This window comes from Actinomycetospora termitidis (assembly GCF_030286555.1).
Lineage (GTDB): Bacteria > Actinomycetota > Actinomycetes > Mycobacteriales > Pseudonocardiaceae > Actinomycetospora > Actinomycetospora termitidis.
Window position 1 is genome coordinate 361,280 of sequence record NZ_JASVWF010000003.1, and the last position, 25,512, is coordinate 386,791.

Here is a 25,512-nt window from a genome sequence, read left to right on the forward strand (position 1 = left end):
CCCGACGCCGAGGGAGGGGACACCGATGGGCGGACTCCGCGTCGCGGTCGTCGGCGCCGGGATCGGGGGCGCCGCCGCGGCGCTCGTGCTCGCCCACCACGGCGTCGACGTCGCGGTGTACGAGCGGCGGTCGACGGTCTCGCCGGTCGGGTCCGGGTTGGGGCTCGCCCGCAACGGCCGTCGGGTCCTGGAGGACCTCGGCCTCGGGCCCGAGCTGGACCGGACGGGAGCGCCGATCACGACGATGCGGTTGCTCACCTCGGACGGGGACGAGGCGGGGCACTACGACGTCGGGGCGCTGCTCGGGATGCGCCGGGCGGACCTGCTCCGCATCCTGCTGGGCGGACTCGGGGCCGACGTCGTCCGTCGCGGTCGCGAGTGCGTCGGTGTGGACGTCGACGGCCCGCGGCCCGTGCTGCGCCTCGCGGACGGGTCGTCCGTGACCGCCGACGTCGTCGTGGGCGCCGACGGCCTCCACTCCCGGACCGCACCGGTCGTCACGACGGTGCCCGCTCCGCACCCGTCGGGCACCTCGGCCCTGCGCGGCTTCGTCGACGCGACCGGCCTGCCCCGGCACCTCCGGTCCGACCAGAACGCCTGGCTCGGCCCGGACCGCCACCTGCTCAGCTACCCCGTGGACCGGCACGGGACGGTGAACTTCGCGGCGTTCGTGCCCCGCCCGGGCGGGAGCGCCGACGAGTGGTCGTTCCGGGTCGATCCCGACGACGTGCGGGCCGGGTTCGCCGGTTGGGCGGAGGACGTCACGGCGCTCCTCGCGCGGGCGGACGAGGTCTACCGGTGGGACCTCGCCGACCGTGACCCGTTCACGCCGTGGTCGCGGGCCGGGGTCGTCCTGCTCGGGGACGCCGCCCACCCGATGCTGCCGCACATGGGCCAGGGTGCGAACCAGGCGATCGAGGACGCCGCGGTGCTGGCGGCCCTGCTCGCCGACGTGTCCGACCCGGCCGGGGTCCCGGCGCGCCTCGCAGCGTACGAGGACGAGCGCCGCCCCCGCACGGAGCGCATCCAGACGCGGTCCCGCCGCAACGGCGAGCGCTTCTCGACCGGCTCGGCGCCGGGCGGCGACCTGTCCTGGGTGCACGGCTACGACGCGCCCGCCGCGGGCCGTGCGGCGGCGGCGCGGGTGGCCGGCGCCTAGGGTCGCTCGTCGTGGATCAACCGCTGTTCGACAGCTCGGCCTGGCGCCCGGTGGAGGGCTTCGACTTCACCGACATCACCTACCACCGCGCCGTGGACCTCGGCTGCGTGCGCATCGCGTTCGACCGCCCGGAGGTCCGCAACGCGTTCCGCCCGCACACCGTCGACGAACTGGCGACGGCGCTGGAGCACGCCCGGACGAGCGCGGACGTCGGCGTCGTCCTGCTGACCGGCAACGGCCCCTCCCAGCGCGACGGCGGGCACGCGTTCTGCTCCGGCGGCGACCAGCGCATCCGCGGGCGCACGGGCTACCAGTACGCCTCGTCGGAGACCGCGGTCAGCCCGCAGGAGCAGGGCCGCGCCGGTCGCCTGCACATCCTCGAGTGCCAGCGCCTCATCCGGTTCATGCCGAAGATCGTCATCGCCGTCGTCAACGGCTGGGCCGCCGGCGGCGGACACTCGCTGCACGTCGTGTCCGACCTGACGCTGGCGAGCGCCGAGCACGCGCGGTTCAAGCAGACCGACGCCGACGTCGGCTCGTTCGACGGCGGGTACGGCTCGGCCTACCTGGCCCGGCAGGTCGGGCAGAAGTTCGCCCGCGAGATCTTCTTCCTCGGCCGCACCTACTCCGCCGAGCAGATGCACCACATGGGCGCGGTGAACGAGGTGGTCCCGCACGCCGAGCTGGAGTCGACGGCGCTGCAGTGGGCCCGCGAGATCCTCGGGAAGTCGCCGCAGGCCCAGCGGATGCTCAAGTACTCGTTCAACCTCATCGACGACGGCCTCGTCGGCCAGCAGCTGTTCGCGGGCGAGACCACGCGCCTGGCCTACATGACCGACGAGGCCGTGGAGGGCAAGGAGTCGTTCCTGGAGAAGCGCGCGCCGGACTGGTCGCCGTTCCCCTGGTACGCCTAACCCCTCGTCACTCTGCGCTCATCTCAATCGTCATCCTGCTCACAGCTGGTTAACACAACGGCAAAGGGAGTACACAAATACGCCATACGCGGCGTGCGAGGGTCGAACGGCGCCGGGCAAGGGAGCTCGCGCATCCCATGACCCGCCGCCGTCGGGGGCGGCCAGTCGGAAGGAACTCCCGCATGTCGAACAAGGTCGTCGCACGACTGGGCCGCCTCGCGGCCGCCGCCGCCGTCTCCGTCGCCCTCGTCGGGCTGGGCGGCGGCGTGGCCTCCGCCGAGGAGACTCCGGACGGGGTCATCCAGGAGGTCGGCGGCGCCGTCTCCGACGTCGAGGAGGCGACGGGCGTCGCGGACGCCACGGACAGCATCAGCGAGGCGACCGGGGTGGACGACGTCGAGGAGGACCTCGGCGTCACGAAGGCCGAGGAAGGGCTGGGGCTCGGCTGAGCCACCACGCGCGTCGTCGGGGCCGGGTCACCACTGTGGCCCGGCCCCGACGTGTGTCCGGCCCCGATCACGAGTGCTACACCTGACACGTCCCGGGACACCAGTTCCTGCGCCACGTCGCCCTCGCGGCGGGAGTCCGGAAGTGAACCGCCATGTGCACCGAGCAGGCCGATCCCGCCGCCGTCGCGTTCGCCGCTCCCCGACCCGCCGTCGGGAGCGCCGTGGACCCGGTGGTGCTGGAGCCGGTCGACGCACTGTCGATCACGGTGCTCGTCGACAACTCCTTCGACGCACTGCTGGCGAACACCGACGTCGCGACCCGGGCACGCCTCGGCACCGGGCCGGGGCTGGAGGCGGAGCAGTACGTCGACGGGCTCGCCCGTCCGGGCCTGGTCGCCGAGCACGGGTTCTCCGCGCTGGTCACCGTCACCCGCGACGGGCACGACCACACCCTCCTCTTCGACACCGGTGTCTCCCCGGACGGCATGGCCACGAACGGTCGCCGGCTCGGCGTCGACCCGACCGACGTCGCGGCCGTCGTCCTCTCGCACGGCCACGCCGACCACACCGGCGGCTTCCCCGGGCTCGAGCGCTGGCTCGGGCGTGCCGCGAGCCCGCTCGTCCTGCACCCGGTGGCCTTCACGCGACGCCGGCTCGCCCCGCCCGGTGGCGAGCCGTTCCTCATGCCGCAGCTCGACCGCGCTGCCCTGACCGGCGACGGGATCGAGCTGATCGAGCGCCGGGATCCGTCGTTCCTGCTCGGCGGGAGCGTGCTCGTCACCGGCGAGGTCGACCGCACCACCGAGTTCGAGCGGGGCATGGCCTTCCACGAGGCCCTGGTCGGCGACGCCTGGACCCCGGACCCGTGGATCATCGACGACCAGGCGCTCGTGGTGGACGTCCGTGGCCGTGGCCTGGTCGTCCTCACCGGGTGCGGTCACGCCGGCGCGGTGAACATCGCGCGGCACGCGCTGCGGCTGACCGGTGCCGACCGCCTGCACGCCCTGCTCGGCGGGCTGCACCTCACCGGGCCGGGCTTCGAGCAGATCATCGAGCCGACGGTGTCCGCGCTGGTCGACCTCGCCCCGGACGTCGTCGTTCCCGCCCACTGCACGGGGTGGCGCGCGCAGATGCGGCTGGCCCAGGAGCTCGGCGACGCGTTCGTCCCGGGCGCCGTGGGCAGCCGCTACGCGTTCAGCCCGTGAGCTCCCACTCCGCGCCGCCCGGGCCGACCCGCCGATGCCGAGCACGACGTGTCCGACCAGCACCACCACGGCTCCCATGACGATGCCGGCGGTCACCATCGGCCGGCTCCGACGCGGCCGTTCCGGCCCCGGCACCGGCAGCGCCGCGAGTCCGGCCGGGGCCGCCCCGCCGCCGGTCGGCGCCAGGGCCACCGGGCCGGCCGTCCACGTCGACACCACCGGCAGCCACATCGTCACGGCGGCGGCGAGGACGACCAGCGCGTGCAGGACGCTCAGCACGACGGGCAGCGGGCGGTCGAGCGTGAGCACCGCGGACACGTCGAAGACGACCGAGGACACCGCGAGGACGGTCAGCAGCGGCCGGAACCGTCCCCGTCCCTGCTGCAGGCGCCGCGTCCCCCAGGTCTGCAGGAGCCAGTGCACGGCGGGCGGGAGCGAGAACAGCACCGCCAGCAGGACCAGCATGGTGATCCGCGCGGACTCGTTCGATGCTCGCGACGAGAGCATCAGCCCGCCCGAGGCGACCGCGACCAGCTGGGCGACGATGCCGAGCGCGAGCGCCGCCCACCACAGCGCGACGGCGACGGTCGCGAGGCCGGGGCGGCCGGGACCGAGCTCCGGCGGCGGGGTGCGCACCGTCTCCTCGTCGGAGGGCGGGAGCGGGGCCGGCGTCGCGCGCACCGTCTCCTCGTCGGAGGGCGGCGGGAACACCGACGGACTCGACATGACGTTCTCCCCCCGGAGCGGGCCACTCGGACGAGCCGAGTACCCCGTCCGGGGCTCCTGTGCACCGTTCATGCCCCGGTGTCTACGGCGCCCATTCCGGGACCCCTCCCGAGAAGCACACCATGCACCTCCACCGGCCGTGCGAGGTGCATCACGTACCTGTCGCGACCGGGTCCCTACCGGCGGTGGCGGCTCGGGGCGTTCAGGTCGTTCAGGCGCCCGTCGGAGGTCTCGGCGCGGTGGCTCCCGGAGCGTCCCGGGGCCGCTGGGGCCGGCTCCTCGGCGCGCCGACGACGCCCGGGCGGCGCGTCGGCCATGGACGGCGACGGGTCGTCGCCGAACGACATCAGCCGCCGTCGTCCGGACGGGGCCCGACCGACCACCCCGGTGATCGCCTCCGGGTCGCTGTCCCGACGACGGGGCGGCGCGGGCTGCGGAGCGCTCGGCACCCGGGCCGCCGGCCACGAGCCGCTCGGACCCGGCGGCGACGGCCGCAGCGCGGGACCGGGCTGGGAGAACGGGCCGGCGCGACGGGCGTCGGGGACGCCCACCAGCGGACGTCGACCCGGCCCGGTCCCCGCCGGCGCCCGGAACCGCGGGTCCTGCCGGAAGTCCGAGGCCGGCCGCAGCGCGTTGAGCGCGGCGAGCGAGCTCTCCTCGGTCTCGGCGGGGACGATCATGCCCCCGGCCGGGATCTCGGGCGGCGCGGGCACCGGCCGCTTGGGGCCCCGGGGCCGGAGCGGACGCTGGGCCGGCCCGGGGATCAGGGCGGGCCTGCGCCCGGCGGCGACGTCCTCGATCCAGCCCAGGCCGAGCGCGAGGACCACCGTCAGGACGACCGCCGTCCCCACCATCGCGCCCGTGGAACTCCAGCCCAGCCGCTCGTCCACGAGCGGCGCGAGCGCGATCGCCACGTTGTGCCAGAGGTAGATCGTCACCGCCCGCGCGTTGATCACGGTGATGACCCGACCGAGCAGCGGGATCCGCTCGAGCCACGCGAGCCGCGGGGTGTAGCGGAGCACGAGCAGCACCGCGCCCAGCGACACCAGGGCCTGGCCGAGGGGGATGTCGTTCAGGTCGATCCCGACGTCGCCCGCCGGGTTCGCCAGCGCCCACGCGACCCCCGCGCCGATCGCGACCCCGGCCGCCAGCAGCGCCCAGCCCCACGGCATCCGCCGCAGCGAGCCGTCGCGGTGGGCGAAGCCGAGCATCCAGCAGCCGGCGAAGATCGACGCGTCGACGAGCGCCGTCCCGAAGGCGCCGAAGTCGCGCACCGCCCCGCCGAGCAGGGCGTCCAGCGCGACCACGACGAGCGGCACCGTGATCGCCAGCGCCGGCCGTCGCCGCCACGCCCACAGCAGGGCCGGCGTCAGCAGGACCAGCCACAGGTAGGTCCGGATGTACCAGAGGACGACGGTCGCGTCCCCGGCCCACTCGCTGCCGGGCGGGTCGAGCACGGGCACGAACCAGAACAGCCACTCGGTCACCGGCGGGGCCTCGTCGGGACCGAACCCGTGCCACAGCATCACCGGCACGACGATCAGCCCGAACAGCCAGAACGGCGGCAGCAGGCGCTTGAGCCGGCGCCCGATCACGTCGACCGCCTCGGCCCGCGCCAGCGACGCGAGCATCAGCGACCCGCCGAGCGCGAACATCACGCCCATCGACGGGAAGACGAACGACAGCCAGCCCCACCCGACGACGTGGTAGCCGATCACCCGCACCAGCGCGATCGCGCGGAGCACGTCCAGCCAGCGGGTCCGCTCCAGCGGCTCCTTCCCGACGGCCGGTGTGGCGGGCTTCGACGGTGTGGCTTTCCTGCCGTTGGACGTCAGCATGGCCGCACTGCTGACACCAGGAGAGGGCGCCACCGGCACCGGCGCCGCCTGCCCCGGCATCAGCGCACGCAGCGCCCCGAGCCGCTGGATGCGCTGCCAGCGCACGCGGCCGCCGGTCACCGCGGCCAGGACCGACCGGATGAGCACCGCGTACATCAGCGGCCGGTAGAGGATCTGCTGCACCGGGGCGACCCACAACGGCCCCATCGGCTCGCCGTCGAGCCGGAACGCGTACGCCGCGCCGGCCGTCTGTACCGCCAGCATCGAGCCCCACAGCACCAGCGTCAGCGCCGCGTCGCCGAAGACCAGGCCGTAGACGAAGAAGACGTCGACCAGCGGTGCGGCCAGGGGGAACAGCACCTGGAAGATCCCGATGTGGCCGAGCCCGAGCCACCCGGTGCGCCCGGAGGCACCGCGCTCACGCAGCGACCGGCGGTGCTTCCAGACCGCCTGCATCGTCCCGTAGGTCCAGCGGTAGCGCTGGCGCCAGAGCTGGGACACGGTGGTGGGCGCCTCGGTCCACGCGACCGCGCGCTCCTCGTAGACCACCCGCCAGCCCGCGCGGCCCAGGGCGATGGTGAGGTCGGTGTCCTCGGCGAGGGTGTCCAGCGAGAGCCCGCCGACCTCGAGCACGGCCTCGCGCCGGAACGCCCCGGCCGCGCCGGGGATCGTCGTGATCGCCTGCATCGTGTCCTGGACGCGGCGGTCGACGCCGAAGCCGACGACGTACTCGATGTGCTGCAGGCGCGGGATGAGCGCGGCGCGGTTCGCGACCTTGACGTTGCCGGCGACCGCGCCGATCCGCGGATCGGCGAACGGCGCGACCAGGCGGGCGACCGTGTCCGCCTGGAAGACGGTGTCCCCGTCCATCATCACGACGAGGTCGTGCTTCGCGCGGGCGACGCCGGTGTTGAGCGCGATCGGCTTGCCGCTGTTGGGCTGCCGGATCACGCGGACCGCGGGCAGGGCGAGCGACTCGACCAGCTCCGCGGTGCCGTCGGTCGACCCGTCGTCGACGACGAGGATCTCCAGCGGGTGCTCGTTCGCGAGGATCGAGCGCAGCGTGGCCTCGATGTTCTCGGTCTCGTTGTAGGCCGGGACGATCACCGACACCGGCGGCGGCGCGGCCGGTTCCGGTCCCCACGAGAAGGCGGGGTCCCGACGACGGCGGGCGTGGCGGCGCGCGACGAGGAGCGTCAGCAGCAGCCGCAGCACGACGATGCCGCCGACGGCGAGCAGCAGGCCCTGCAGCACGCGGACCGCACCGGTCGCCACGTCCACCGCCCCGACGAGGCCGCCGCCGACGAGCCGGTCGCGGTCCGAGGCGGGCGCGTGCGCGGCCGGGGCGCCGACCGCGCCGGTCACCGTCTCGAACCGGTACCCCCGCGCCTGCAGCTCGGGGATCAGCCGGTCGAGGGCGGCGACGGTCTGCGAGCGGTCCCCGCCCGCGTCGTGGAGCAGCACGGTCGCGCCCACCCCGTCGCGCGGGGTCGCGTTCCGGACGATCGCGTCGACGCCGGGACGCTGCCAGTCCTCGCCGTCGACGTCGGTGAAGACGTTGACGTAGCCGTCCTGCCCGGACTCGAGGACGGCGTCGTAGGCCCGGTCGTCGATCGCGTCGGGGGTCGAGGAGAACGGCGGGCGGACCAGGTAGGTCGTCTCCCCGGTGGCGCCGGCGATCGCCAGCTGGGTCTCGCCGAGCTCGCGCTCGAGGCGCCAGCGCGGCACCTGGGAGAGGTCGGCGTGGGTGAACGTGTGGATGCCGATCTCGCCGCCCGCGGCACGGATCTGGCGCAGCAGGTCCGGGTGGCGCACGCCCAGGGACCCGACGACGAAGAACGTCCCCGGCACCCGGTGCTTCGCCAGCACCGCGAGGATCTGCGGGGTCCAGGTCGGGTCCGGGCCGTCGTCGAAGGTCAACGCGATGGTGCGCGGCGGGAGCGCGGTGGACCGGGCGGGGGCGACCCGGCCGTCGACGAAGGTGCCGCCCCCCGAGACGGACGCCGGGACCGCCGCGCTGTCGCCCTGCTCGTGCTCGGAGTCGTTGCCGATCGAGGCGTTGACCAGGCCCGTGACGCCCAGCACGGTGACCACGAGGACGGCGAGGACGGCGAGGAGGATCCAGGTCCCGACCGAGGGTCCGGAGCGCGCGGGAGTCGCCCGACGTGCCACCCTGCGCTCACCCACCCTCGCTCGACGGGGCCACGCACCGTGACCGTGTCCGCAGTGTGACATCTCGATCCGGTCACGCCGCGCCGAGCCGAGAATGCCTGTTCACGATCGGTCACGGGCTTCGGGCGATGCGTCCGGTTCGTCCGGAAGATCGTCACGGTCCGGAGCGTCGATGGCCCGCAACGCCGTGGACTTGCGGTACCGGCGTGCGCACCGTCACGGTTCGACCGTGCCCGTACCCCGTCGTCGGTCCCGCCTCGTCCGCCGGCTGCTGGCGGTCGAGATCGTGACGGTGCTGGTGACGGTGCTGATCGCCGCCGGGGTGAGCGCGGTGAGCACGCGCACGCTGGTGGAGGACGACGAGGCGGCGCGGATGCTCGGGCTGGCCACCGCGCTGGCTGCCGCCCCCGGGGTCCCGGCCGCGGTCTCCGCGCGCGACGTCGCCGCGCTCGAGCCGGCTGCGGAGGCGGTGCGGCTCGACGCCGACGCCTCCTTCGTCACGATCATGACCCCGGACGGCACCCGCCTGACCCACCCCGACCGTGCCCTGATCGGGCAGACCTACCAGGGCACGTTCGCGCCCGCGGCGGCCGGCGCGACGCTGGTCGAGACCTTCCCCGGCACGCTCGGGCCGTCGGTGCGCGCGATCGTGCCGGTGCTGGCCACGGCGGGCGGACCCGTCGTCGGGATGGTCGCGGTCGGCCTGCTCCGGGTGGACGTGTTCTCCCGGGTGCTGCGGGAGCTCGGTTTCCTGGCGCTCGGGGCGGTGGCGGCGATCGGGATCGGGGTCGTGCTCGCCCTCGTGGCGGCCCGGCGGGTCCGGCGCGACACCCTCGGGCTCGAGCCGTCCGAGATCACCGCGCTGCACCGCCACCACGAGGCCGTGCTGCACGCGATCCGGGAGGGGCTCCTGGTCCTCGATGCGACGGACCGCGTGGTCGTGGTGAACGACGAGGCGACGCGCCTGCTGGAACTCACCGGACCCGCCGTCGGGAAGACCCTGGCGGAGCTGGGCGTCGATCCCGCGCTGGCGGCGCGTCTGGCCGACCCGAGTCCGGTCACGGACGAGACGCTGCTGGTCGGGGAGCGCCTGCTGCTGCTCAACCGGACGTGGGCCGGTGAGGCGAGCGGTGCGGGCCGCTCGTGGGTGATCACGCTGCGGGACCGCACGGAGGTCGAGCAGGTGATGCGGGCCCTCGACGACGCGCGGTCGGTCGCGGGAGCGCTGCGGTTCCAGGCCCACGAGCACGCGAACCACCTGCAGGCGGTGTCCACGCTCATCGAGCTGGGCGCCCACGACGACGCCCGCGACCTCGCCGTGCGCTGGAGCCGGGACATCGCGGACCTGGGCGCCGACCTCCGCGAGCGGATCGCCGACCCCGCCCTCGCGGCCCTGGTCCTGGACAAGGCCACCGATGCGCGCGACCGGGGTGTGGACCTGCGCGTCTCCGGCGGCTCGGCGGCGACGGCGGACTCCGACGACCTCGTGACCGTCGTCGGCAACCTCCTGGACAACGCCCTGGACGCGGTCCTGACGACGACGGGGCGGGGCGTGGTGGAGCTCGGCCTGTCCGACGGCCCCGACGGCCTGACGGTGCGGGTCGCCGACGACGGGCCGGGCCTGGCCGACCCGGAGGCGGCGTTCCGGGCGGGGTGGTCGACGAAGGCGGGGGCGGCGGGCTCCCGCGGGCTGGGTCTCGCCCTGGTGGCGCGGGTCGTGGAGCGGCGCGGCGGGACGATCACGACCGGGGCGGGCGTGGACGGGACCGGCACCGGCTTCGTCGTCGTGCTGCCGTCAGGGGTTCCCCAGCCGGTACCCCACACCCCGGACCGTGACCACGAGGCCGGGGACGCCCAGGCGTGAGCGCAGCGCGGCGACGTGCACCTCGAGGGTGCGCCCGCCCGCGTCGGCGCCGTGGTCGTCCGGGGCGAGCCCCCAGACGTCGTCGAGCAGCTCCTCGCGGGTCGCGACCTTCCCCTCCCGACGGGCCAGGGCGGCGAGAAGGTCGAACTCCTTGCGGCGCAGCGCCACCTCGGCGCCGTCGACGAGCACGGAGCGCGCGCCGAGGTCGATCTGGACCGGGCCCGCCGTGATCGTCGAGACCAGCGCGTGGCCGGAGACCCGGCGCATCACCGCCTCGATGCGGGCGACCAGCTCGTCGATCGAGAACGGCTTGACGACGTAGTCGTCCGCGCCGCTGCGCAGCCCCATGACGCGGGCGCTGTCGTGGCCGCGGGCGGTCACCGCGATGATCGGCACCGTCGAGCGGCCCCGGATGCGGCGGCACACCTCGATGCCGTCGAGGTCGGGCAGGCCGAGGTCGAGCAGGACCAGGTCGGGCGGGTCGGCCTCGTCGGAGACGGCGGCGACCGCCGACACGCCGCTCGCCGCCGTGCCGACACGCCACCCCTGGGCGCGCAGGACCTTGGCCAGCGCGTCGCGCACGGCCTCGGTGTCCTCGACGAGCAAGACCTTCATCGGTGCCTCAAAGGTTCCTCAAGTTCGGGTGGCACGACCTGGGTCCGGAGCGCGAGTGTCATCACACTCACCGCAACGCATGAGAGCTGTACCACGTCGCCCGCACCGAAGGAGACACCGATGTCGACCACCACCGAGGCCTCGCCGCAGGCTCCACCGCCGAGGAAGGGCCGGGGCGGCGTCTACAAGCAGCTCTGGTTCTGGGTGCTGGTCGGCATCACCGCGGGCATCGTGGTCGGCTTCGCGGCCCCCGGCTTCGCCTCCGACCTGAAGGTCCTCCCGGACATCTTCATCCAGCTCATCAAGATGGTGACCGCGCCGGTCATCTTCTGCACGGTGATCGTCGGGATCGCCTCGATCGGCAACCTCGCCGCCGCGGGCGGCATCGCCGGGCGGGCCCTGGCCTACTTCCTGCTGATGACGGTGATCGCGCTCGGCCTCGGGCTCGTCGTGGTCAACATCGTCCAGCCCGGCGCCGGCTTCCCGCAGATCCCGCCGGACCCGGCCACCCTCGCCGAGGCCCAGGAGGACGTCGCGGCGGGCGCCCAGGGCGGCGGCGCGATGGACTTCATCACCGGCACCCTGCTGCCCGAGAGCTTCCTCGGCCCGTTCGTGGAGAACGAGATCCTGCGGGTCCTCGTGCTCGCGATCCTGGTGGCGGCGGCGACGTCGATGCTGGCCCCGGCGCTGCGCAAGCGGGTCGTCGGCGGCGTCGACCTGATCGCCAAGATCCTGTTCGGGATCATCCGCATGATCATGTTCCTGGCGCCGCTCGCGGCCTTCGGCGGGATCGCCTACACCGTCGGCGCGCTAGGCGGCGAGAGCCTCACCAACCTGCTCTCGCTCATGGTCACCTTCTGGGCGACCTGCGCGATCTTCGTGTTCGGCGTGCTGTTCGTCGTCTGCCTGCTCTCCGGGTTCAACGTCTTCAAGCTGATCCGGATGATCAAGGACGAGATCCTCATCATCGTCGGGACCTCGTCGTCGGAGACCGTGCTGCCCCGCCTGCTCGCCAAGCTGGAGGCGGCCGGCGCGTCCCGCTCGACGGTCAGCATGGTGCTGCCGACCGGGTACTCGTTCAACCTCGACGGCACCTGCATCTACCTGACGATGGCCGCGCTGTTCATCGCCCAGGCCGGCGGGCAGGACCTGCCGTGGGGCGTGCAGCTCGGGCTCGTCGCGCTGATGCTGCTGACCTCGAAGGGCGCCGCGGGCGTCTCCGGCGCCGGGCTCATCACGCTCGCCGCGTCCCTGCAGGCCTTCGGCGGGGAGTTCTACACCGTCGAGTCGATCGCCATCGGGATCGCGATCATCGCCGGCATCGACCGCATCATGAGCGAGGGCCGCGCGCTGACCAACGTCATCGGCAACACGGTGGCGGTCATGGTCGTGGCCGGCTGGTGCGGCGAGCGCGACGACGAGAAGTTCCAGGCCGCCCTGAACGACCCGTCGCTGGTCCGCGACGCGATCGAGCAGGAGACCCACGGCGGCGAGGACGACGAGGCGTCGGCGTCCGGCGACCGCACGCCGGTGGGTGCGTCCGCGTAGCCACCTCCGGAACGAGCGAACGGCACTCTCTCAGCCTCCAGGGGGCGCGAGAGTGCCGTTCGTTCCGTCGAGAGGGGTGCGCCTCAGTACGTCGGCAGCGACGTGTCGACCTGCTGCGCCCAGCCGGTGACCCCGCCGCCCACGTGCACGGCGTTCGAGAACCCGGCCTGCTGCAGCGCGGAGAGCGCCTCGGCGGAGCGGACGCCGGACTTGCAGTACAGGATCGTCTGCCGGTCCTGCGGGATCTCCGCGAACGCCTCGCCCGAGAGGATCTTGTCCTTCGGGATGAGCTTCGCGCCCGGGATGCGGACGATCTCCCACTCGTGCGGCTCGCGGACGTCGATCAGCTCGAACTTGTCGCCCGCGTCGATCTTCTCCTTGAGCTCGACCGGCGTGATCGTGTGGCCGGCCGCCGCGGTCTGCGCCTCGTCGGAGACGACGCCGCAGAACGCCTCGTAGTCGATCAGCTCGGTGACCGGCGTGGCGTTCGGGTCACGCCGGATCTTCACCTCGCGGTACTCCATGTCGAGGGCGTCGTAGACCTTGAGCCGGCCGAGCAGCGTGTCGCCGATCCCGCAGATCAGCTTGATCGCCTCGGTGACCATGATCGAGCCGATCGACGCGCACAGCACGCCCAGCACGCCGCCCTCGGCGCACGACGGGACCATGCCCGGCGGCGGGGGCTCGGGGTAGAGGTGCCGGTAGTTCAGGCCCTGCCCGTTCGGGGCGTCCTCCCAGAAGACCGACACCTGGCCCTCGAAGCGGAAGATCGAGCCCCACACGTACGGCTTGCCCAGCAGCACCGCGGCGTCGTTCACCAGGTACCGCGTGGCGAAGTTGTCGGTGCCGTCGAGGATCAGGTCGTAGTCGCGGAAGACGTCCAGCGCGTTCGACGCGTCCAGCGGCTGCTGGTGCAGGTGCACCGTCACGAACGGGTTGATCTCGGCGACGGACTCCTTCGCCGAGACGGCCTTGGGCTTGCCGACGTCGGACTGACCGTGGATGACCTGACGCTGCAGGTTGGACTCGTCGACGACGTCGAAGTCCACGATGCCGAGCGTCCCGACGCCCGCCGCGGCGAGGTAGAGCAGCGCCGGGCTGCCGAGCCCGCCCGCTCCCACGACCAGGACCTTCGCGTTCTTCAGGCGCTTCTGACCGTCGACCCCGACGTCGGGGATGATCAGGTGCCGCGAGTAGCGGGCGACCTCCTCCTTCGTCAGCTCGGCGGCCGGTTCGACCAGGGGCGGCAGGGATGCCATCGCGCGTCCTTCTCCTTCGTCGACTACCTCGACCCGATTCAACCCCACATCGCCGGGAGGTGTTCCCGACGAGTCGGTCACCGTCCGGCGGGGTTCGGCCACGCGTTGGGCCGGCACACCTTGCCGTCGCGCGGAATCTGGATGCCCTGCGGGTTGGAGTCGGTGAGCTGGGCGAGGAAGTCGTTGGACACCCCGAAGCTCTGCTGCATCATCACCGGCGCCAGCCCGCCGTTCTCCGGGCACGGCACGTGCTGGTTGCGGAAGACGTGCCCGACCTCGTGGTTGATGGCGTACTGGCGGTAGAGCCCGAGCTGCCCCTCGAAGGCGTCCGCGCCGCGGACCCAGCGCGAGCCGTTGATCAGCACCCGGCCGATGTCGGACTTCCAGCACGACGCCTCGTAGCGGATCTGGTAGCCGCACTGCGCCCGGGTGGTGAGCTGCGAGGTGAGGCTGATGCGGAAGTCCGGGACGACCCCGGCGCTCGCGTCGACCCGTCGCAGGGCGATCTGTCCGGTCCCGGTCCAGCTGCGCGGGTCGTCGAGGGTCGCGTCGACCGCGGTGGCGAACGCGGTGTCCCCTTCGGCGAGGACCGCGCCGTCCTCGACCTCGACGGTGTAGGTGTACACCCGCCCGACCCCGACCTGCGGCGTCGTCCCGGGCACGATGCGCCAGGTCCCGGCGCCCGACACCGGGAAGTCGCCGCCCGCGGGCAGCTCCGCGGTGGGGATGTCGACGCCCGCGTAGTCACCGCCGCTGGGGGCCTCCCCGACGACGGGTCCCTGCTCCGCGGCGGCCGCGGGCGAGCGGACGTCGGTGGTCTCGGCGCTCGGGGCGAGCGCGCGCACGACGACGAAGCCGGTGAGGGCGAGCAGGACGACGGCGAGCGCGGCCAGCGCCCCGCGGCGCGACCGCGGTGCGGGACCACGGACGGACGGAGCGGCGGTGGGGGCCCACGACGCGGCCAGCGGGTCGCCACGGCGGCGCGTCGAGCGGCTCTCGCCCCGGGCCTCCGAGGACTCCGCCTCGGAGCGTCGCGATCCGCTCGGTCGGGTCACCCCGGCACGGTCCCACACGCATTCGGACGAAGGGGCACGGAGTCCCACGACCCTCCTGCCACGGCGTCGGCCATCCCGAGGATCGCGCGCGCGACGAGCGCCGGGCGCTCCATCTGCGCCACGTGACCCGTCCCGGGCAGGCGCAGCAGCCGGGCGCGCGGGATGGAGGCGACCGTCCGCCGGGCCTTGCGCACCGAGATCAACCGGTCGACCTCGCCCCACACGACGAGCGTCGGGGTGGTAATCCGCGCCGCGGTGGCCCACAGCGACCGCGAGCGGGGCGCGAACCAGGTGGAGACGAGCCCGCCGAACGAGCGCTGCAGGGCCTCCGCGAGCCAGGGGTACTCGGCCCGCTCCGCCGCCTCGGCGACCGCCTGGGCGAAGGCGGCGGGGCTGACGGCGTCCGGGTCGGCGTAGCAGAGCCGCATCGTCCGGCGCAGCCGCGTGCCCGGGTCCTCGGCCGCGAGCTCGCGCCGGGTCCGCGCACCGACCAGCGGGATCGCGGCCAGCGCCATCTTCCCGTCGCCCAGGCGTGCAGGCGCGGGCCGGAGATCCGGCATCGCGGGGCTGATCAGGGTCGTCGTCAGGACGTCGGCCGGGCGCTCGGCCGCCACCGTCATCGCGACCGCCCCGCCGAGCGAGTTGCCCACCAGGTGCACGGGCCCGTCGAGCGAGGCGACGAACTGCCCGACCGCCTCGGCGTGCGCCCGCAGCGAGTAGTCGCGGTCGGCGCGCGGCTCGGAGTGCCCGAAGCCCGGCAGGTCGACGGCGAACCCGTGCCAGCGCGACGAGAGCCCGCCCGCCAGGTCGGTCCAGTTGGTGGCCGACCCGCCGAGGCCGTGCACGTAGACGACGGTGCCCTCGGGGGTGGTCACGGCGGGGGTCTCGCGGACGTGCAGGTCGACGTCGCCCACGCGCACCCGGCGGCCCGGCCAGTGCGGCGTGGGGTCGCCGATCGGCCCGAGCGCGCCGGTCGGGGCGAACGGCAGGGCGGAACCGTTCCCCGTCGCTGCGCTCGCCCCGCCCCCGTTCACCTGCGGGCCACTCCCCGGAACCGTGATCGTCACGATGAACATGGTGCAGGTGGACGGCAGGTGAAGCGAACCCGACCCGGACATGTCGCACGAGGTGACCGCCGCCGAACCGCACGTGACGGGGGCGCGCGGGCGTCACGGTGGGTAGGGTCCTCGGCGACCGGGAGGGGTGGCACGCCGCTCCCGGACACCGAACGAGGCGGGGAGCGGGTCGATGAGTGAGTCCGGAGCGGCGGCGCAGCACGCGGCCGGTGCCCCCCTGTCGACGACGGGGTCCCCGGGCTCGTCGGCCGGCCGGCCGCGGATGTCGCGCTCGCAACGGCGCGCCCAGCTGCTCGCCGCGGCCCGCGCGGTCTTCGGGGCGCAGGGCTACCACGCGGCGGCCATGGACGAGATCGCCGAGCGCGCCGGCGTCAGCAAGCCGGTGCTCTACCAGCACTTCCCCGGGAAGCTGGACCTGTACCGCGCGCTCGTGGAGTCGGCCGCGAACGAGATGGTCCGCACGGTGCGGGCGGCGATGCGCTCGACCACGGACAACAAGGCCCGCGTGCACGCGGCCGTGCAGGCCTACTTCGACGTGGTGTCCTCCCGCGACGGCGCGATGCGCCTGGTCTTCGAGACCGACACCCGGGCGACGCCCGAGATCGCCGAGATCGTGGACCGCGCGACGAGCGACTGCATCGACGCGGTGACCGAGGTCGTCACCGCGGACGCCGGGCTGGAGCCGGACCGGGCCCGGCTGCTCGCGGTCGGGCTGGTGGGGCTGTCGACGACGGCGGCCCGCTACTGGCTCGACGCGGGGCTCCAGCCGCCGCGCGAGGACGCGATCGCCCTGATGTCCACGCTGGCGTGGCGCGGCATCGGCGGCGGGTTCCCCCGCCAGGAGGGCTGACCCTCCCGGCCGGGGACGCCTACCGGGGACTCCTCTAGCTACCGACCCCGAACCCCACGCGCCGCACCTCGGAGGGTGCGATCTCCACGTAGGCGATGCGGGTGGACGGGATGAGGTAGCGCCGGCCCTTGTCGTCGGTCAGCGACAGGGTGCCGCTGCTGCCGGACAGGGCGCCGTCGACGAGCTCGGCCACCTCGTCGGGCGTCTGCCCGCTCGAGACGACGAGCTCACGCGGGCTGTCCGCGACGCCGATCTTGACCTCCACGCGACCCTCCGGTCCTTGCGACTCACCTGGCGCCCGCAGGTTAGTCCAGATCGGGCACACCCGACGGCGGGGCTCGCTCAGGGCGAACGTGGACGGACCCGCTGCGGACCCTCACAGCCCCAGGGCCGCGACCCGCCGGTTGTGCGCGGTCTTGAGTCGCTTGAGCACCGGCGAGCGGGTGGAGCCCGCGCCCTCGGCCAGCACGGCCGCGAGGCCGGGGTCCTCGTCGAGCGCCGCGGTCACGGCCGCGAGGGCCTCGCCGAGCAGCCGGCGCGCCCACATCGACAGCCGCGCGTGCACCTGCGGGTCCCCGCAGGCCTCCCGGACGCGGGCCGCGACGAACGCGTCGTGCCCCACGTCGGCGATGACCTCCCCCACGAGCTCCGCGTCGGCGCCGGAGAGCCCCTCGAGCGCCTCGGCCTGCAGGTCGGTCACCAGACCGCGCCCGAGCGTCGTCGCGACCAGCGCCTCGGCCCAGTCCCGGCCCGCGACTGTGCGCAGCACCCGGTCGACGCGCTCGGTGAACGGCGCCATCGCCTCGAGGACGTCGACGCCGCGGGCGGCCAGGTGGTCGCGCACCCGACGGAAGTGGTCCATCTCGACGGCGGCGAGGGTCGCCAGGTCGGCCCGCCCGGCGAGGTCGGGTGCGAGTTGCGCGTCCGCGGCGAGCTGGGTGAACGCGGCGAGCTCGCCGTAGGCCACCAGGCCCAGCAGCGCCCGGAATTCGTCCTGCCCACCGGCTTCGGTCACGGCGGCGCAGCCTACGGTGCGCGGCCACCGTCGCGCCGCCGTCACACGTCACGGTGCGGTGGTGGTGAGCGGGAACGCACCGAGCGGGTACCATGGGGACTGGTCCGAGCCGGTGACACCCCTCTGACCCGATGTGGCCCCACCCGGGGCCGCTCCCCACGCACCCCGTCATCGGCGCGGTCCTCCCGCCCCCGGGCGGGCCGACCCGACGGCCGGCCCCGGGGATCGGGACGAACCAGCGCGCGCAGGCGCCATGTCGGCTCTCCCGCTCCGTCGCCCGATGCCACTGCTGCCCGGGCGCGGCGGTCGAGCCAGCCGGACATCTCGCGTGCACCAGCCGCGAGGAAGGCAGACCCCTGAACCCCACCGAAGACAACGCCCTCGTCAACGCCGAGGACTCCGAGGTCGTCACGCAGGCCGTGGCCACGACGACGTCGTCGCAGGACTCCCCCACCTTCGCCGAGCTGGGCGTGCTCCCCGAGATCGTCGAGGCGCTGGCCGCGAACGGCATCGAGCGCACCTTCGCCATCCAGGAGCTGACGCTGCCGCTGGCGCTCGCCGGCGAGGACGTGATCGGCCAGGCGCGCACCGGCACCGGCAAGACCCTGGGCTTCGGCGTCCCGCTGCTGCAGCGCGCCGGCTCGCCCACCGAGGACGGCACGCCCCGCGCGCTCGTCGTCGTGCCCACCCGCGAGCTGTGCCTGCAGGTCGCGAAGGACCTCGAGGCCGCGTCCAAGGGCCTCGGCACCCGCGTCGTGTCGATCTACGGCGGCCGGCCCTACGAGCAGCAGATCGCCGCGCTGCAGCGCGGCGTCGAGCTCGTCGTCGGCACCCCGGGGCGCCTGCTCGACCTGGCCCAGCAGGGACACCTGGTGCTCGCCAAGGTCGGCGGCCTGGTGCTCGACGAGGCCGACGAGATGCTCGACCTGGGCTTCCTGCCCGACGTCGAGCGCATCCTCGGGATGCTGCCCGCGAAGCGCCAGACGATGCTCTTCTCGGCGACGATGCCCGGGCCGATCATCACGCTCGCCCGCACGTTCCTGACGCAGCCGACGCACATCCGCGCCGAGCAGGTCGACGCCAGCGCCATCGGCGAGCGCACCGCGCAGTTCGTCTACCGCGCGCACGCCATGGACAAGGTCGAGCTGCTGGCGCGCACGCTCCAGGCCGCCGACCGCGGGCCGACCATGGTCTTCACCCGCACCAAGCGCACCGCGAGCAAGGTCTCCGAGGAGCTCGCCGAGCGCGGCTTCAAGGTCGGCGCGGTGCACGGCGACCTCGGCCAGGGCGCCCGCGAGCACGCCCTCAAGGCCTTCCGCACGGGACGCATCGACGTCCTGGTGTGCACCGACGTCGCCGCCCGCGGCATCGACGTCACCGGCGTCACGCACGTCGTGAACTACCAGTGCCCGGACGACGCGAAGACCTACGTGCACCGGATCGGGCGCACCGGCCGCGCCGGCAAGACCGGTATCGCGATCACGCTGGTCGACTGGGACGACCTCCCCAAGTGGAAGCTCATCTCGGACGACCTGGACCTCGGCGCCCCGGAGCCCCCGGAGACCTACTCCAACTCCCCGCACCTCCACCGTGACCTCGGCATCCCCGCCGATGCCACCGGCCGCGTCGCGCGCCGCCGGCGCCCGGCGGAGGAGGAAGAGGAGACCGGCGACGGGTCCGCGCCGCCGGAGCCCGCCGCGGAGGAGCGGCGTCCGCGCCGGTCCCGCAGCCGCACCCGCCGACGGGGTGGCGAGGTCGTGTCCGGGCCCGAGGGCGAGGAGGGCGCCGCGTCGGACACCACCGAGGCCGCGTCCGACGACGCCGAGGACCCGTCGTCCACCGAGGACGACGACTCCGGCCGCTCGCGCCCGCGTCGCCGTCGGCGCCGTGGCCGTGGCCGCGCCTCGGCCGGTGCCGAGGGCAGCGAGGCCGTCGCGGTCGGTGCCGACGCCGAGTGATCTCATCTCCGGTGTGAGCAGCGCACCACCGGACGAGCGCGCGCGGAGCCACCGCAGCACGTGGTGGCCCCGCGCGGAACGTCGCCGCCGCGTTGACCTGGTGGCGATCGCCCTGATCGTCGTCGCCGCGGTGGTCGGGGTCGTCCTCGTCGTCCGCTCGGGCGACGAGGCGGCCACGAGCCTGCAGCAGGGGGCCACGATCCCGTCGCCGGACACCCCGGCGGTGCCGACCGCGCTCACCGAGGCGTGGCGGGCCGCCGACCCGGTCGGCGCGCCGCCGGGTCCCGGGCTCGTCGGCGGGCCGGTGAGCGTCGGGCCCGCCGTCGCGACCGGGCGCACGGAGGCCGACGGCACCGCCGTCGTGACCGGCCTGGACGCGGCCACCGGCGCCGTCGCCTGGGAGTACCGGCGGCCCGACCCGTTGTGCACCCTCGGCGAGGGCTCCGGCGTGGTCCTCGCGGTGTTCGCGACGACGTCGCCGGTCGGGACGTTCTGCAGCGAGGTCGCCTCGTTCGACCCGTCGACCGGGGACCGCGGGCCGAGCCGCAACGCCGACGTCCGCCCCGGCACCCGGCTGCTCGCCGACGGGTCGCACGTCACCGCGACCGGGCGGGACTACCTCGAGGTCTGGCGCGACGACCTCGTCGCCACCCTCGAGTACGGGCAGCTGCCCACCCCGGTGCAGGGCACGCCGCAGCCCCGGGCCGGCTGCCCGCACGTGTCCGTCGCGGTGGGGGCGGACGACGTCGCGGTGCTCGAGCGCTGCCCCGGCGAACCCTCCGACCGGCTCTCCGTGCTGTCCGCCGGCCCCGCCGAGTACGACCGGCCGGAGGACCGGTTCAGCGTCCTGTCCGGCGTGACCGACGGGCGGGTCGTGGCCACCTCGGAGTCGCGGACCGCGGTCCGTGCGCCCGACGGCACGCTGCGGGTCTACGACGGCGCCGGGACCCCGGTCGCGACCGCTCCCCTCGGTCCGGCCGCCGGGCCGATCCCGGACGCGGGCACCACCGATCCCGCCGGGCAGGCCCTCGGCACCAAGGTCGCCGGGCCGGTGCTCCTGTGGTGGACCGGGACCGCGACCGTCGGCCTCGACCCCGCCACCCTGCTCCCCCGCTGGACGCTGCCGGGCACCCTCGGTCCGGGCGCCGCGGTGCCGACCGGGGTCCTGGGCGCGCCGACGACCGTGCTGGTCCCGGTCCCCGCGGGCCTCGCCCCCGTCGACGCCGCGACCGGGGCCGCCGGTCCGGTGATCGCGCTCGACCGGCGCGCCGACCCCCCGGGCCCCGTCGGCGTGGACGTCGTCGGCGCCACCGTGGTGGAGCAGCGCGGCGACGCCGTCGTGGGCCTGCGGCCGCCGCGCTGAGCCGCACGTCCGCCGGTCGCCCGATGGGGCAGACTGAGTGGGGTGAGCCACGATCCCCTGCCGGTGCGGGTCGCGGACGCCCGGCGCGCGGGAGCGCAGCTCACGCCGCACCGGGCCCGGCACGTGGAGCTCCCCGGGCCGATCGTCGCCCTGCGCGCCGAGGCCCGCCCGCGGGCCTCCGACGAGCCGTGGGACGCGGTCGCGGTGCTCGTCCCGGGCTACTCGGGGTCGAAGGAGGACTTCGCCCCGCTGATCGACCCGATCGCCGACGCCGGCATCGGGGTGCTGGCCCTCGACCTCCCCGGGCAGTTCGAGTCCCCGCCGCTGCCCGGCGAGATGGACCACCGGTCGGCCCCGCTCGGCTCGCTGGTCGCGCGGATCGTGCGGGACGAGGCGGCCGCGGGCCGGACGGTCCTGCTGCTCGGCCACTCCTTCGGCGGCCTGGTGGCGCGGGCGGCGGTGCTGTCCGGGGCGCCGGTGCGGGGCCTGACGCTCATGGACACCGGCCCCGGCGAGCTCCCGATGGGGCCGCGCCGCACCCGCCTCGACGTCCTCGAGCCCGTGCTGCGCCGGCGTGGCCTCGACGCCGTCGTCGCCCTGCGCGAGGAGACGGGCGACTGGGAGGCCGCCGCACCCGCCGTCGCCGGATTCCTCCGGGAGCGGCTGCAACGCTCCTCGCCGGTGGCGCTGCTGGGGATGGGGGACGCGCTGCGCGGCGAGCCCGACCGGGTGCCCGAGCTCGTCGCGGCGCTGCGCGGCCGCCGGCTCGCGACGCTCGTGGTCTGCGGGATGCACGACGACGCCTGGCCGGTCACCACCCAGCGCACGATGGCCGACCGGCTCGAGGCGGAGTTCGCCGCCGTGCCGGGCGCCGCGCACTCCCCGAACGTCGAGAACCCGCTCGCCCTGCTCGACGTCCTGGTGCCCACGTGGCGGACCTGGCTCCGCGAGGACACCCTGGAGGGATGAACGACGCCCCTCGGTCTCCCGGGTCGAGCTCCGCTGCGCTCCGTCTCCCGCGGGACCCCGAGCTCGGCTACTTCGGGCCTGGGAGCGTGACCTGGAAGGTGATGGCCGACCCGTCCGCGGGCCCCGGCGGCATCGCCGCGCTGTTCACCCAGGCACTGCACCCCCGCGCGCTGGCCGGGGTCGACCAGCACTCCGACTTCCGCACGCAGTTCTGGCCGCGGCTGGCCCGCACCGCGGAGTACGTCATGACGGTGACGTTCTCCTCGCGCGAGAAGGTCGACCGCGTCGCGGGCCACGTCCGCCGCGCCCACGAGCACGTCCGCGGCGTCGACCCGGTCACCGGGCGCACCTACGCGGCCTCGGAGCCCGACCTGCTGCGCTGGGTGCACGTCACCGAGGTCAACGGCTTCCTCGACGCGGTGCAGCGGGCCGGCGCCGGTCTCACCGACGACGAGGCGGACCGCTTCCTCGCCGAGCAGGTCCGGGCCGCGGAGCTGCTCGGGGCCACCGACGTCCCGGCCTCGCGCGCCGAGGTGGCCGACTACTTCGAGGCCGTCCGCCCCGAGCTGCAGGCGTCCCCGACGAGCCGCAGCGGCGCCCTGCGCCTGCTCGCGCCGCCGATGCCGACGCGGGTCGCCCTGACCACCCCCGCCCGCCCCGCGTGGACCGCCCTGGCCACGCTCGGCTTCGCGCTGCAGCCGCGGTGGGCGCGGCGCATGCACGGTCTGCCGGGGCTCCCGACGACGGATCTCGCGGCCGGCCTGGTGATCCGCGCGCTGCGGACGACGGTGCTGGCGTTGCCGGAGACCTGGCAGCGCGGCCCGGTCGCCCGGGAGGCCCTGGCCAAGGAGCGCGCGATCCTCGGGGACGCGGCGTGACCGACCTGGGCGACCGTGCGGCCGAGCTGGACGCCGCCGATCCGCTCGCGGCACTCCGGGAGCGCTTCGTCCTCGGCCCGGAGATCGCCTACCTGGACGGGAACTCGCTCGGACGCCCCCTCGTGGTCACCGCCGAGGCGCTCGCCCGGTTCACCCGCGAGGAGTGGGGCGGTCGGCTGATCCGGGGGTGGGACGAGACATGGGTCGCGCTCCCGACGGACCTGGGCGACCGGCTCGGCGCGGTCCTGCTCGGCGCCGCGCCGGGGCAGACGATCGTCGGCGACTCCACCAGCGTGCTGCTCTACAAGCTCGCCCGGGCCGCGGTGGACGCCGCCGCGCCGGAGCGCGACGAGATCGTCCTGTCCGACGACGACTTCCCCACCGACCGGTACCTGCTCGAGGGCATCGCCGCCGAGACCGGCCGGACGCTGCGGTGGATCCCCACCGACCACGCGGGCGGGGTCTCGGCGGACCAGGCCGCCGCGGCGCTCGGCCCGCGGACCGCCCTCGTCGTGCTGTCCCACGTCACCTACCGCTCCGGGTTCCTCGCCGACGCCGCCGCGATCACCCGGCTGGCGCACGACGCCGGCGCCCCGGTGCTCTGGGACCTCTGCCACTCGGTGGGCTCGGTCCCCGTCGACCTCGACGGCTGGGGCGCCGACCTGGCCGTCGGGTGCACCTACAAGTACCTCGGCGGCGGGCCCGGCTCGCCCGCGTTCGCGTACGTCGCGGCCCGCCACCACGGGGTGCTGCGCCAGCCGATCCAGGGGTGGTTCGGCCGCCGCGACCCGTTCGCCATGGCCGCCGGCTACGAGCCCGCCGCGGGCATCCGCCAGTTCCTCTCCGGCACCCCGCCGGTGCTCGCGACCGTCCCGCTGCAGGTGGGCCTGGACCTCTACGCCGAGGCCGGCATCGAGGCGGTCCGCGCGAAGTCGGTGGCGCTGACGGAGTTCGCCGTGGCCGCCGCGGACGCGCACGGTCTCGAGGTCGCCTCGCCGCGCGACCCCGGTCGCCGCGGCGGGCACGTGACCCTGCGGCACCCGGACGCCCGCGCGCTCGTGGCGGCGCTGTGGGAGCGCGGCGTCATCCCGGACTTCCGCGCCCCGGACGGCATCCGCGTCGGCCTCGCGCCGCTCTCGACGTCGTTCGCCGAAGTGGCGGCCGGGTTCGAGGTGCTCCGGGACCTCACGCCCACCAGTTGAGGGAGAGCACCACCAGCACCGTCACCGGGACGACCGACGCCGCGACGGTCGCCGCCCACACCGGGGTCCGCCGCCACGCCGCGATTCCGGTGGCCGTGAGCGCGACGACGACGCCCGCCAGGTGGGCGGCCAGGACGTCGAGCCCCGGACCCACCGCGCTCAGCACCAGCGGCGCGATGCCGACGACCAGCGCCAGCACCATCAGCCCTCCGGTGAGCACCCGCGCGACCTCCACCAGGCGCATCAGGGCCGTCGGACGGTGCCGACCGATCGGCCGGCCGAAGGCACCGGTCCGCGGCGCCGACGACGGCACGGCCTGCAGGTGCCGGGGCGTCGCCGGAGTGGGGTGCGTGGGCCCGTCGAACACCCCGCGCCGCACCGCGTCGACCGGGGTGCCCGGGGCCGGGGTGAACGCCCGGTCCATCGCCGCCCAGCCGTGCGGGGGCGTCGGGTCCTCCGGGTCGCCGTACGCGTCAGGGCCCGGCGTCTCGTCGGGGTGGGCGCTCATCGGGGCGGGATCATCGGGGTGCGGGATTCCTCCGGGGCGGGGCGGCTCACGGCGCGAGCAGGGACCACGGTCGCAGGGACGGCGACGCGGCTCGGCCCTCGGGGCAGCTGCGGCGGAAGTCGCACCGCGCGCAGCCGGGGCCGGTGGTCGGCGGGAAGAGGACCTCCGGGTCGCCCCCACCGCCGAGCGCGTCGCCCGCGTCGGCCATGGCCCGCGCCGAACGCTCGGCACCGTGCCGGTGCCGCGCGAGGGACGTCTCGTCGTGCTCGGCCACTGCCACCGTTCCCGACGGCAGGTGGTGCAGCTCCACCCGCCGGCAGGCCCGGCGCAGCGTCCGTCCGGCGGCCAGCGCGTACAGCGCGAGGGCGCGCGAGGCGCGGGCGTCCTCGGAGGTGGGGACCCCACGGCCGGTCTTGTAGTCGACGATCACCGCCTCGTCGCGCGGCCCGGCGTCGATCCGGTCGACCCGGCCCTCGGCGACGATGTCGCCGACCGGTGCGGTGACCCAGCGCTCCACGCCCAGCGGCTCGCCGACCTCGGTCTCGGCGACGTACCGGCCGACCCACTCCCGGGCGCGCGTGCGGTACCCCGCCGCCTGGTCGGAGTCCCGGAACCCCTCGTCCGACCACAGGGTGTCGACCAGCCGGGCCGCCGTCTCCGGCGAGCGCCGGGCGGCGGGCGTCTCGTAGACCGCACGGAGCACGTTGTGGACCACCGCGCCGAGCGTCGCGTGCGCCCAGGCACCCCCGCGGGGCGGGGTCGGCCGGTCCAGGTAGGTCATCCGGAAGCGCCGCCGACAGCCGTCCCACGTGGCGAGCCGCGCGGGGGTGACCTTGACGAGCGGGAGGGGCATGTCCGCCAAGCTCAGCTGCCCGCTCATCGGGGTCAT

Annotated in this window: 21 protein-coding genes; 12 read left to right on the top strand and 9 right to left on the bottom strand. The window is 75.0% G+C overall.

The genetic code is table 11. From position 1 onward, the window contains the following. Positions 1 to 25: 25 nt before the first annotated feature. From QRT03_RS15130 to QRT03_RS15145, 4 genes are all read left to right on the top strand, one after another. The gene (locus QRT03_RS15130) at positions 26 to 1,159 is read left to right on the top strand and encodes an FAD-dependent monooxygenase (protein ID WP_286053732.1); all 1,134 of its coding nucleotides are present in this window, start codon (positions 26 to 28) and stop codon (positions 1,157 to 1,159) included. A gap of 11 nt (positions 1,160 to 1,170) precedes the next feature. Then, entirely contained in the window at positions 1,171 to 2,073 is a 903-nt protein-coding gene (locus QRT03_RS15135; RefSeq protein ID WP_286053733.1) for a 1,4-dihydroxy-2-naphthoyl-CoA synthase, read from the top strand. A gap of 182 nt (positions 2,074 to 2,255) precedes the next feature. Then, positions 2,256 to 2,522 (top strand): hypothetical protein, encoded by a 267-nt coding sequence (locus QRT03_RS15140; protein WP_286053734.1) that lies wholly within the window; start codon positions 2,256 to 2,258, stop codon positions 2,520 to 2,522. 152 nt (positions 2,523 to 2,674) lie between these two features. Then, entirely contained in the window at positions 2,675 to 3,727 is a 1,053-nt protein-coding gene (locus tag QRT03_RS15145; protein WP_286053735.1) for an MBL fold metallo-hydrolase, read from the top strand. A 902-nt stretch (positions 3,728 to 4,629) separates the two neighbouring features. Here the strand turns inward: QRT03_RS15145 and QRT03_RS15150 are convergent. Next, positions 4,630 to 8,463 (bottom strand): glycosyltransferase, encoded by a 3,834-nt coding sequence (locus tag QRT03_RS15150; protein ID WP_286053736.1) that lies wholly within the window; start codon positions 8,461 to 8,463, stop codon positions 4,630 to 4,632. A 229-nt stretch (positions 8,464 to 8,692) separates the two neighbouring features. On the opposite strand from QRT03_RS15150, the gene QRT03_RS15155 reads away from it, so the two are divergent. Continuing rightward, positions 8,693 to 10,327, top strand: a complete 1,635-nt coding sequence (locus QRT03_RS15155; RefSeq protein WP_286053737.1) for a sensor histidine kinase — start codon at positions 8,693 to 8,695, stop codon at positions 10,325 to 10,327. Here QRT03_RS15155 and QRT03_RS15160 read toward each other — a convergent pair. After that, positions 10,259 to 10,942 (bottom strand): response regulator transcription factor, encoded by a 684-nt coding sequence (locus QRT03_RS15160; RefSeq protein WP_286053738.1) that lies wholly within the window; start codon positions 10,940 to 10,942, stop codon positions 10,259 to 10,261. The two genes, QRT03_RS15155 and QRT03_RS15160, sit on opposite strands and share 69 nt — an antisense overlap. A gap of 120 nt (positions 10,943 to 11,062) precedes the next feature. Here QRT03_RS15160 and QRT03_RS15165 point away from each other — a divergent pair, with 120 nt between their 5' ends. Further along, positions 11,063 to 12,490 carry a cation:dicarboxylate symporter family transporter gene (locus QRT03_RS15165; protein ID WP_286053739.1) on the top strand — a complete coding sequence of 476 codons (1,428 nt, stop codon included), beginning with the start codon at positions 11,063 to 11,065 and terminating at the stop codon, positions 12,488 to 12,490. 83 nt (positions 12,491 to 12,573) lie between these two features. Here the strand turns inward: QRT03_RS15165 and moeZ are convergent, their stop codons facing one another. The 3 genes from moeZ to QRT03_RS15180 all read right to left on the bottom strand — a co-directional run bounded on the left by moeZ (position 12,574) and on the right by QRT03_RS15180 (position 15,880). After that, the gene (moeZ, locus tag QRT03_RS15170) at positions 12,574 to 13,749 is read right to left on the bottom strand and encodes an adenylyltransferase/sulfurtransferase MoeZ (RefSeq protein WP_286053740.1); all 1,176 of its coding nucleotides are present in this window, start codon (positions 13,747 to 13,749) and stop codon (positions 12,574 to 12,576) included. Positions 13,750 to 13,826: 77 nt separating this feature from the next. Next, on the bottom strand, positions 13,827 to 14,804 hold the full coding sequence (locus tag QRT03_RS15175; RefSeq protein WP_286053741.1) for a DUF3152 domain-containing protein: 978 nt from the start codon (positions 14,802 to 14,804) through the stop codon (positions 13,827 to 13,829). Beyond that, a complete protein-coding gene (locus QRT03_RS15180) occupies positions 14,801 to 15,880 on the bottom strand; it encodes an alpha/beta fold hydrolase (protein WP_286053742.1) in 1,080 nt (359 codons plus the stop codon). Before QRT03_RS15180 ends, QRT03_RS15175 begins: the two co-directional genes overlap by 4 nt. A 172-nt stretch (positions 15,881 to 16,052) precedes the next feature. On the opposite strand from QRT03_RS15180, the gene QRT03_RS15185 reads away from it, so the two are divergent. Further along, the gene (locus QRT03_RS15185; protein ID WP_286053743.1) at positions 16,053 to 16,730 is read left to right on the top strand and encodes a TetR/AcrR family transcriptional regulator; all 678 of its coding nucleotides are present in this window, start codon (positions 16,053 to 16,055) and stop codon (positions 16,728 to 16,730) included. Between the two features lie 34 nt (positions 16,731 to 16,764). Here QRT03_RS15185 and QRT03_RS15190 read toward each other — a convergent pair whose 3' ends face one another. Both QRT03_RS15190 and QRT03_RS15195 read right to left on the bottom strand, forming a co-directional pair. Beyond that, positions 16,765 to 16,995 carry a DUF3107 domain-containing protein gene (locus QRT03_RS15190; protein ID WP_286053744.1) on the bottom strand — a complete coding sequence of 77 codons (231 nt, stop codon included), beginning with the start codon at positions 16,993 to 16,995 and terminating at the stop codon, positions 16,765 to 16,767. A 111-nt stretch (positions 16,996 to 17,106) separates the two neighbouring features. Further along, the gene (locus tag QRT03_RS15195) at positions 17,107 to 17,745 is read right to left on the bottom strand and encodes a ferritin-like fold-containing protein (RefSeq protein WP_286053745.1); all 639 of its coding nucleotides are present in this window, start codon (positions 17,743 to 17,745) and stop codon (positions 17,107 to 17,109) included. Between the two features lie 419 nt (positions 17,746 to 18,164). Here QRT03_RS15195 and QRT03_RS15200 point away from each other — a divergent pair, with 419 nt between their 5' ends. From QRT03_RS15200 to QRT03_RS15220, 5 genes are read left to right on the top strand one after another with little or no spacing between them, the layout of a single operon-like run. Continuing rightward, positions 18,165 to 19,703, top strand: coding sequence for a DEAD/DEAH box helicase (locus QRT03_RS15200; protein ID WP_286053746.1), 1,539 nt, complete (start codon positions 18,165 to 18,167; stop codon positions 19,701 to 19,703). Positions 19,704 to 19,716: 13 nt separating this feature from the next. Further along, positions 19,717 to 21,066: an Rv3212 family protein gene (locus QRT03_RS15205; protein ID WP_286053747.1), complete on the top strand. Its 1,350-nt coding sequence runs from the start codon at positions 19,717 to 19,719 to the stop codon at positions 21,064 to 21,066. Positions 21,067 to 21,108: 42 nt separating this feature from the next. Further along, positions 21,109 to 22,035, top strand: coding sequence for an alpha/beta fold hydrolase (locus QRT03_RS15210; protein ID WP_345783253.1), 927 nt, complete (start codon positions 21,109 to 21,111; stop codon positions 22,033 to 22,035). Continuing rightward, on the top strand, positions 22,032 to 22,913 hold the full coding sequence (locus tag QRT03_RS15215; protein WP_286053748.1) for an oxygenase MpaB family protein: 882 nt from the start codon (positions 22,032 to 22,034) through the stop codon (positions 22,911 to 22,913). Before QRT03_RS15210 ends, QRT03_RS15215 begins: the two co-directional genes overlap by 4 nt. Then, entirely contained in the window at positions 22,910 to 24,115 is a 1,206-nt protein-coding gene (locus tag QRT03_RS15220; RefSeq protein ID WP_286053749.1) for a kynureninase, read from the top strand. Before QRT03_RS15215 ends, QRT03_RS15220 begins: the two co-directional genes overlap by 4 nt. Here QRT03_RS15220 and QRT03_RS15225 read toward each other — a convergent pair. Both QRT03_RS15225 and QRT03_RS15230 read right to left on the bottom strand, forming a co-directional pair. Further along, a complete protein-coding gene (locus QRT03_RS15225) occupies positions 24,099 to 24,623 on the bottom strand; it encodes a hypothetical protein (RefSeq protein ID WP_286053750.1) in 525 nt (174 codons plus the stop codon). The two genes, QRT03_RS15220 and QRT03_RS15225, sit on opposite strands and share 17 nt — an antisense overlap. 46 nt (positions 24,624 to 24,669) lie before the next feature. Continuing rightward, a complete protein-coding gene (locus QRT03_RS15230) occupies positions 24,670 to 25,512 on the bottom strand; it encodes a RecB family exonuclease (RefSeq protein ID WP_286053751.1) in 843 nt (280 codons plus the stop codon).

Bases quoted from the DNA above. Each gene is read 5' to 3' on its own strand.
- moeZ (WP_286053740.1), bottom strand. From the start codon at position 13,749: ATGGCATCCCTGCCGCCCCTGGTCGAACCGGCCGCCGAGCTGACGAAG.
- QRT03_RS15185 (WP_286053743.1), top strand. From the start codon at position 16,053: ATGAGTGAGTCCGGAGCGGCGGCGCAGCACGCGGCCGGTGCCCCCCTG.
- QRT03_RS15180 (WP_286053742.1), bottom strand. From the start codon at position 15,880: ATGTTCATCGTGACGATCACGGTTCCGGGGAGTGGCCCGCAGGTGAAC.
- QRT03_RS15160 (WP_286053738.1), bottom strand. From the start codon at position 10,942: ATGAAGGTCTTGCTCGTCGAGGACACCGAGGCCGTGCGCGACGCGCTG.
- QRT03_RS15230 (WP_286053751.1), bottom strand. From the start codon at position 25,512: ATGACCCCGATGAGCGGGCAGCTGAGCTTGGCGGACATGCCCCTCCCG.
- QRT03_RS15145 (WP_286053735.1), top strand. From the start codon at position 2,675: ATGTGCACCGAGCAGGCCGATCCCGCCGCCGTCGCGTTCGCCGCTCCC.
- QRT03_RS15215 (WP_286053748.1), top strand. From the start codon at position 22,032: ATGAACGACGCCCCTCGGTCTCCCGGGTCGAGCTCCGCTGCGCTCCGT.
- QRT03_RS15225 (WP_286053750.1), bottom strand. From the start codon at position 24,623: ATGAGCGCCCACCCCGACGAGACGCCGGGCCCTGACGCGTACGGCGAC.
- QRT03_RS15130 (WP_286053732.1), top strand. From the start codon at position 26: ATGGGCGGACTCCGCGTCGCGGTCGTCGGCGCCGGGATCGGGGGCGCC.
- QRT03_RS15140 (WP_286053734.1), top strand. From the start codon at position 2,256: ATGTCGAACAAGGTCGTCGCACGACTGGGCCGCCTCGCGGCCGCCGCC.
- QRT03_RS15165 (WP_286053739.1), top strand. From the start codon at position 11,063: ATGTCGACCACCACCGAGGCCTCGCCGCAGGCTCCACCGCCGAGGAAG.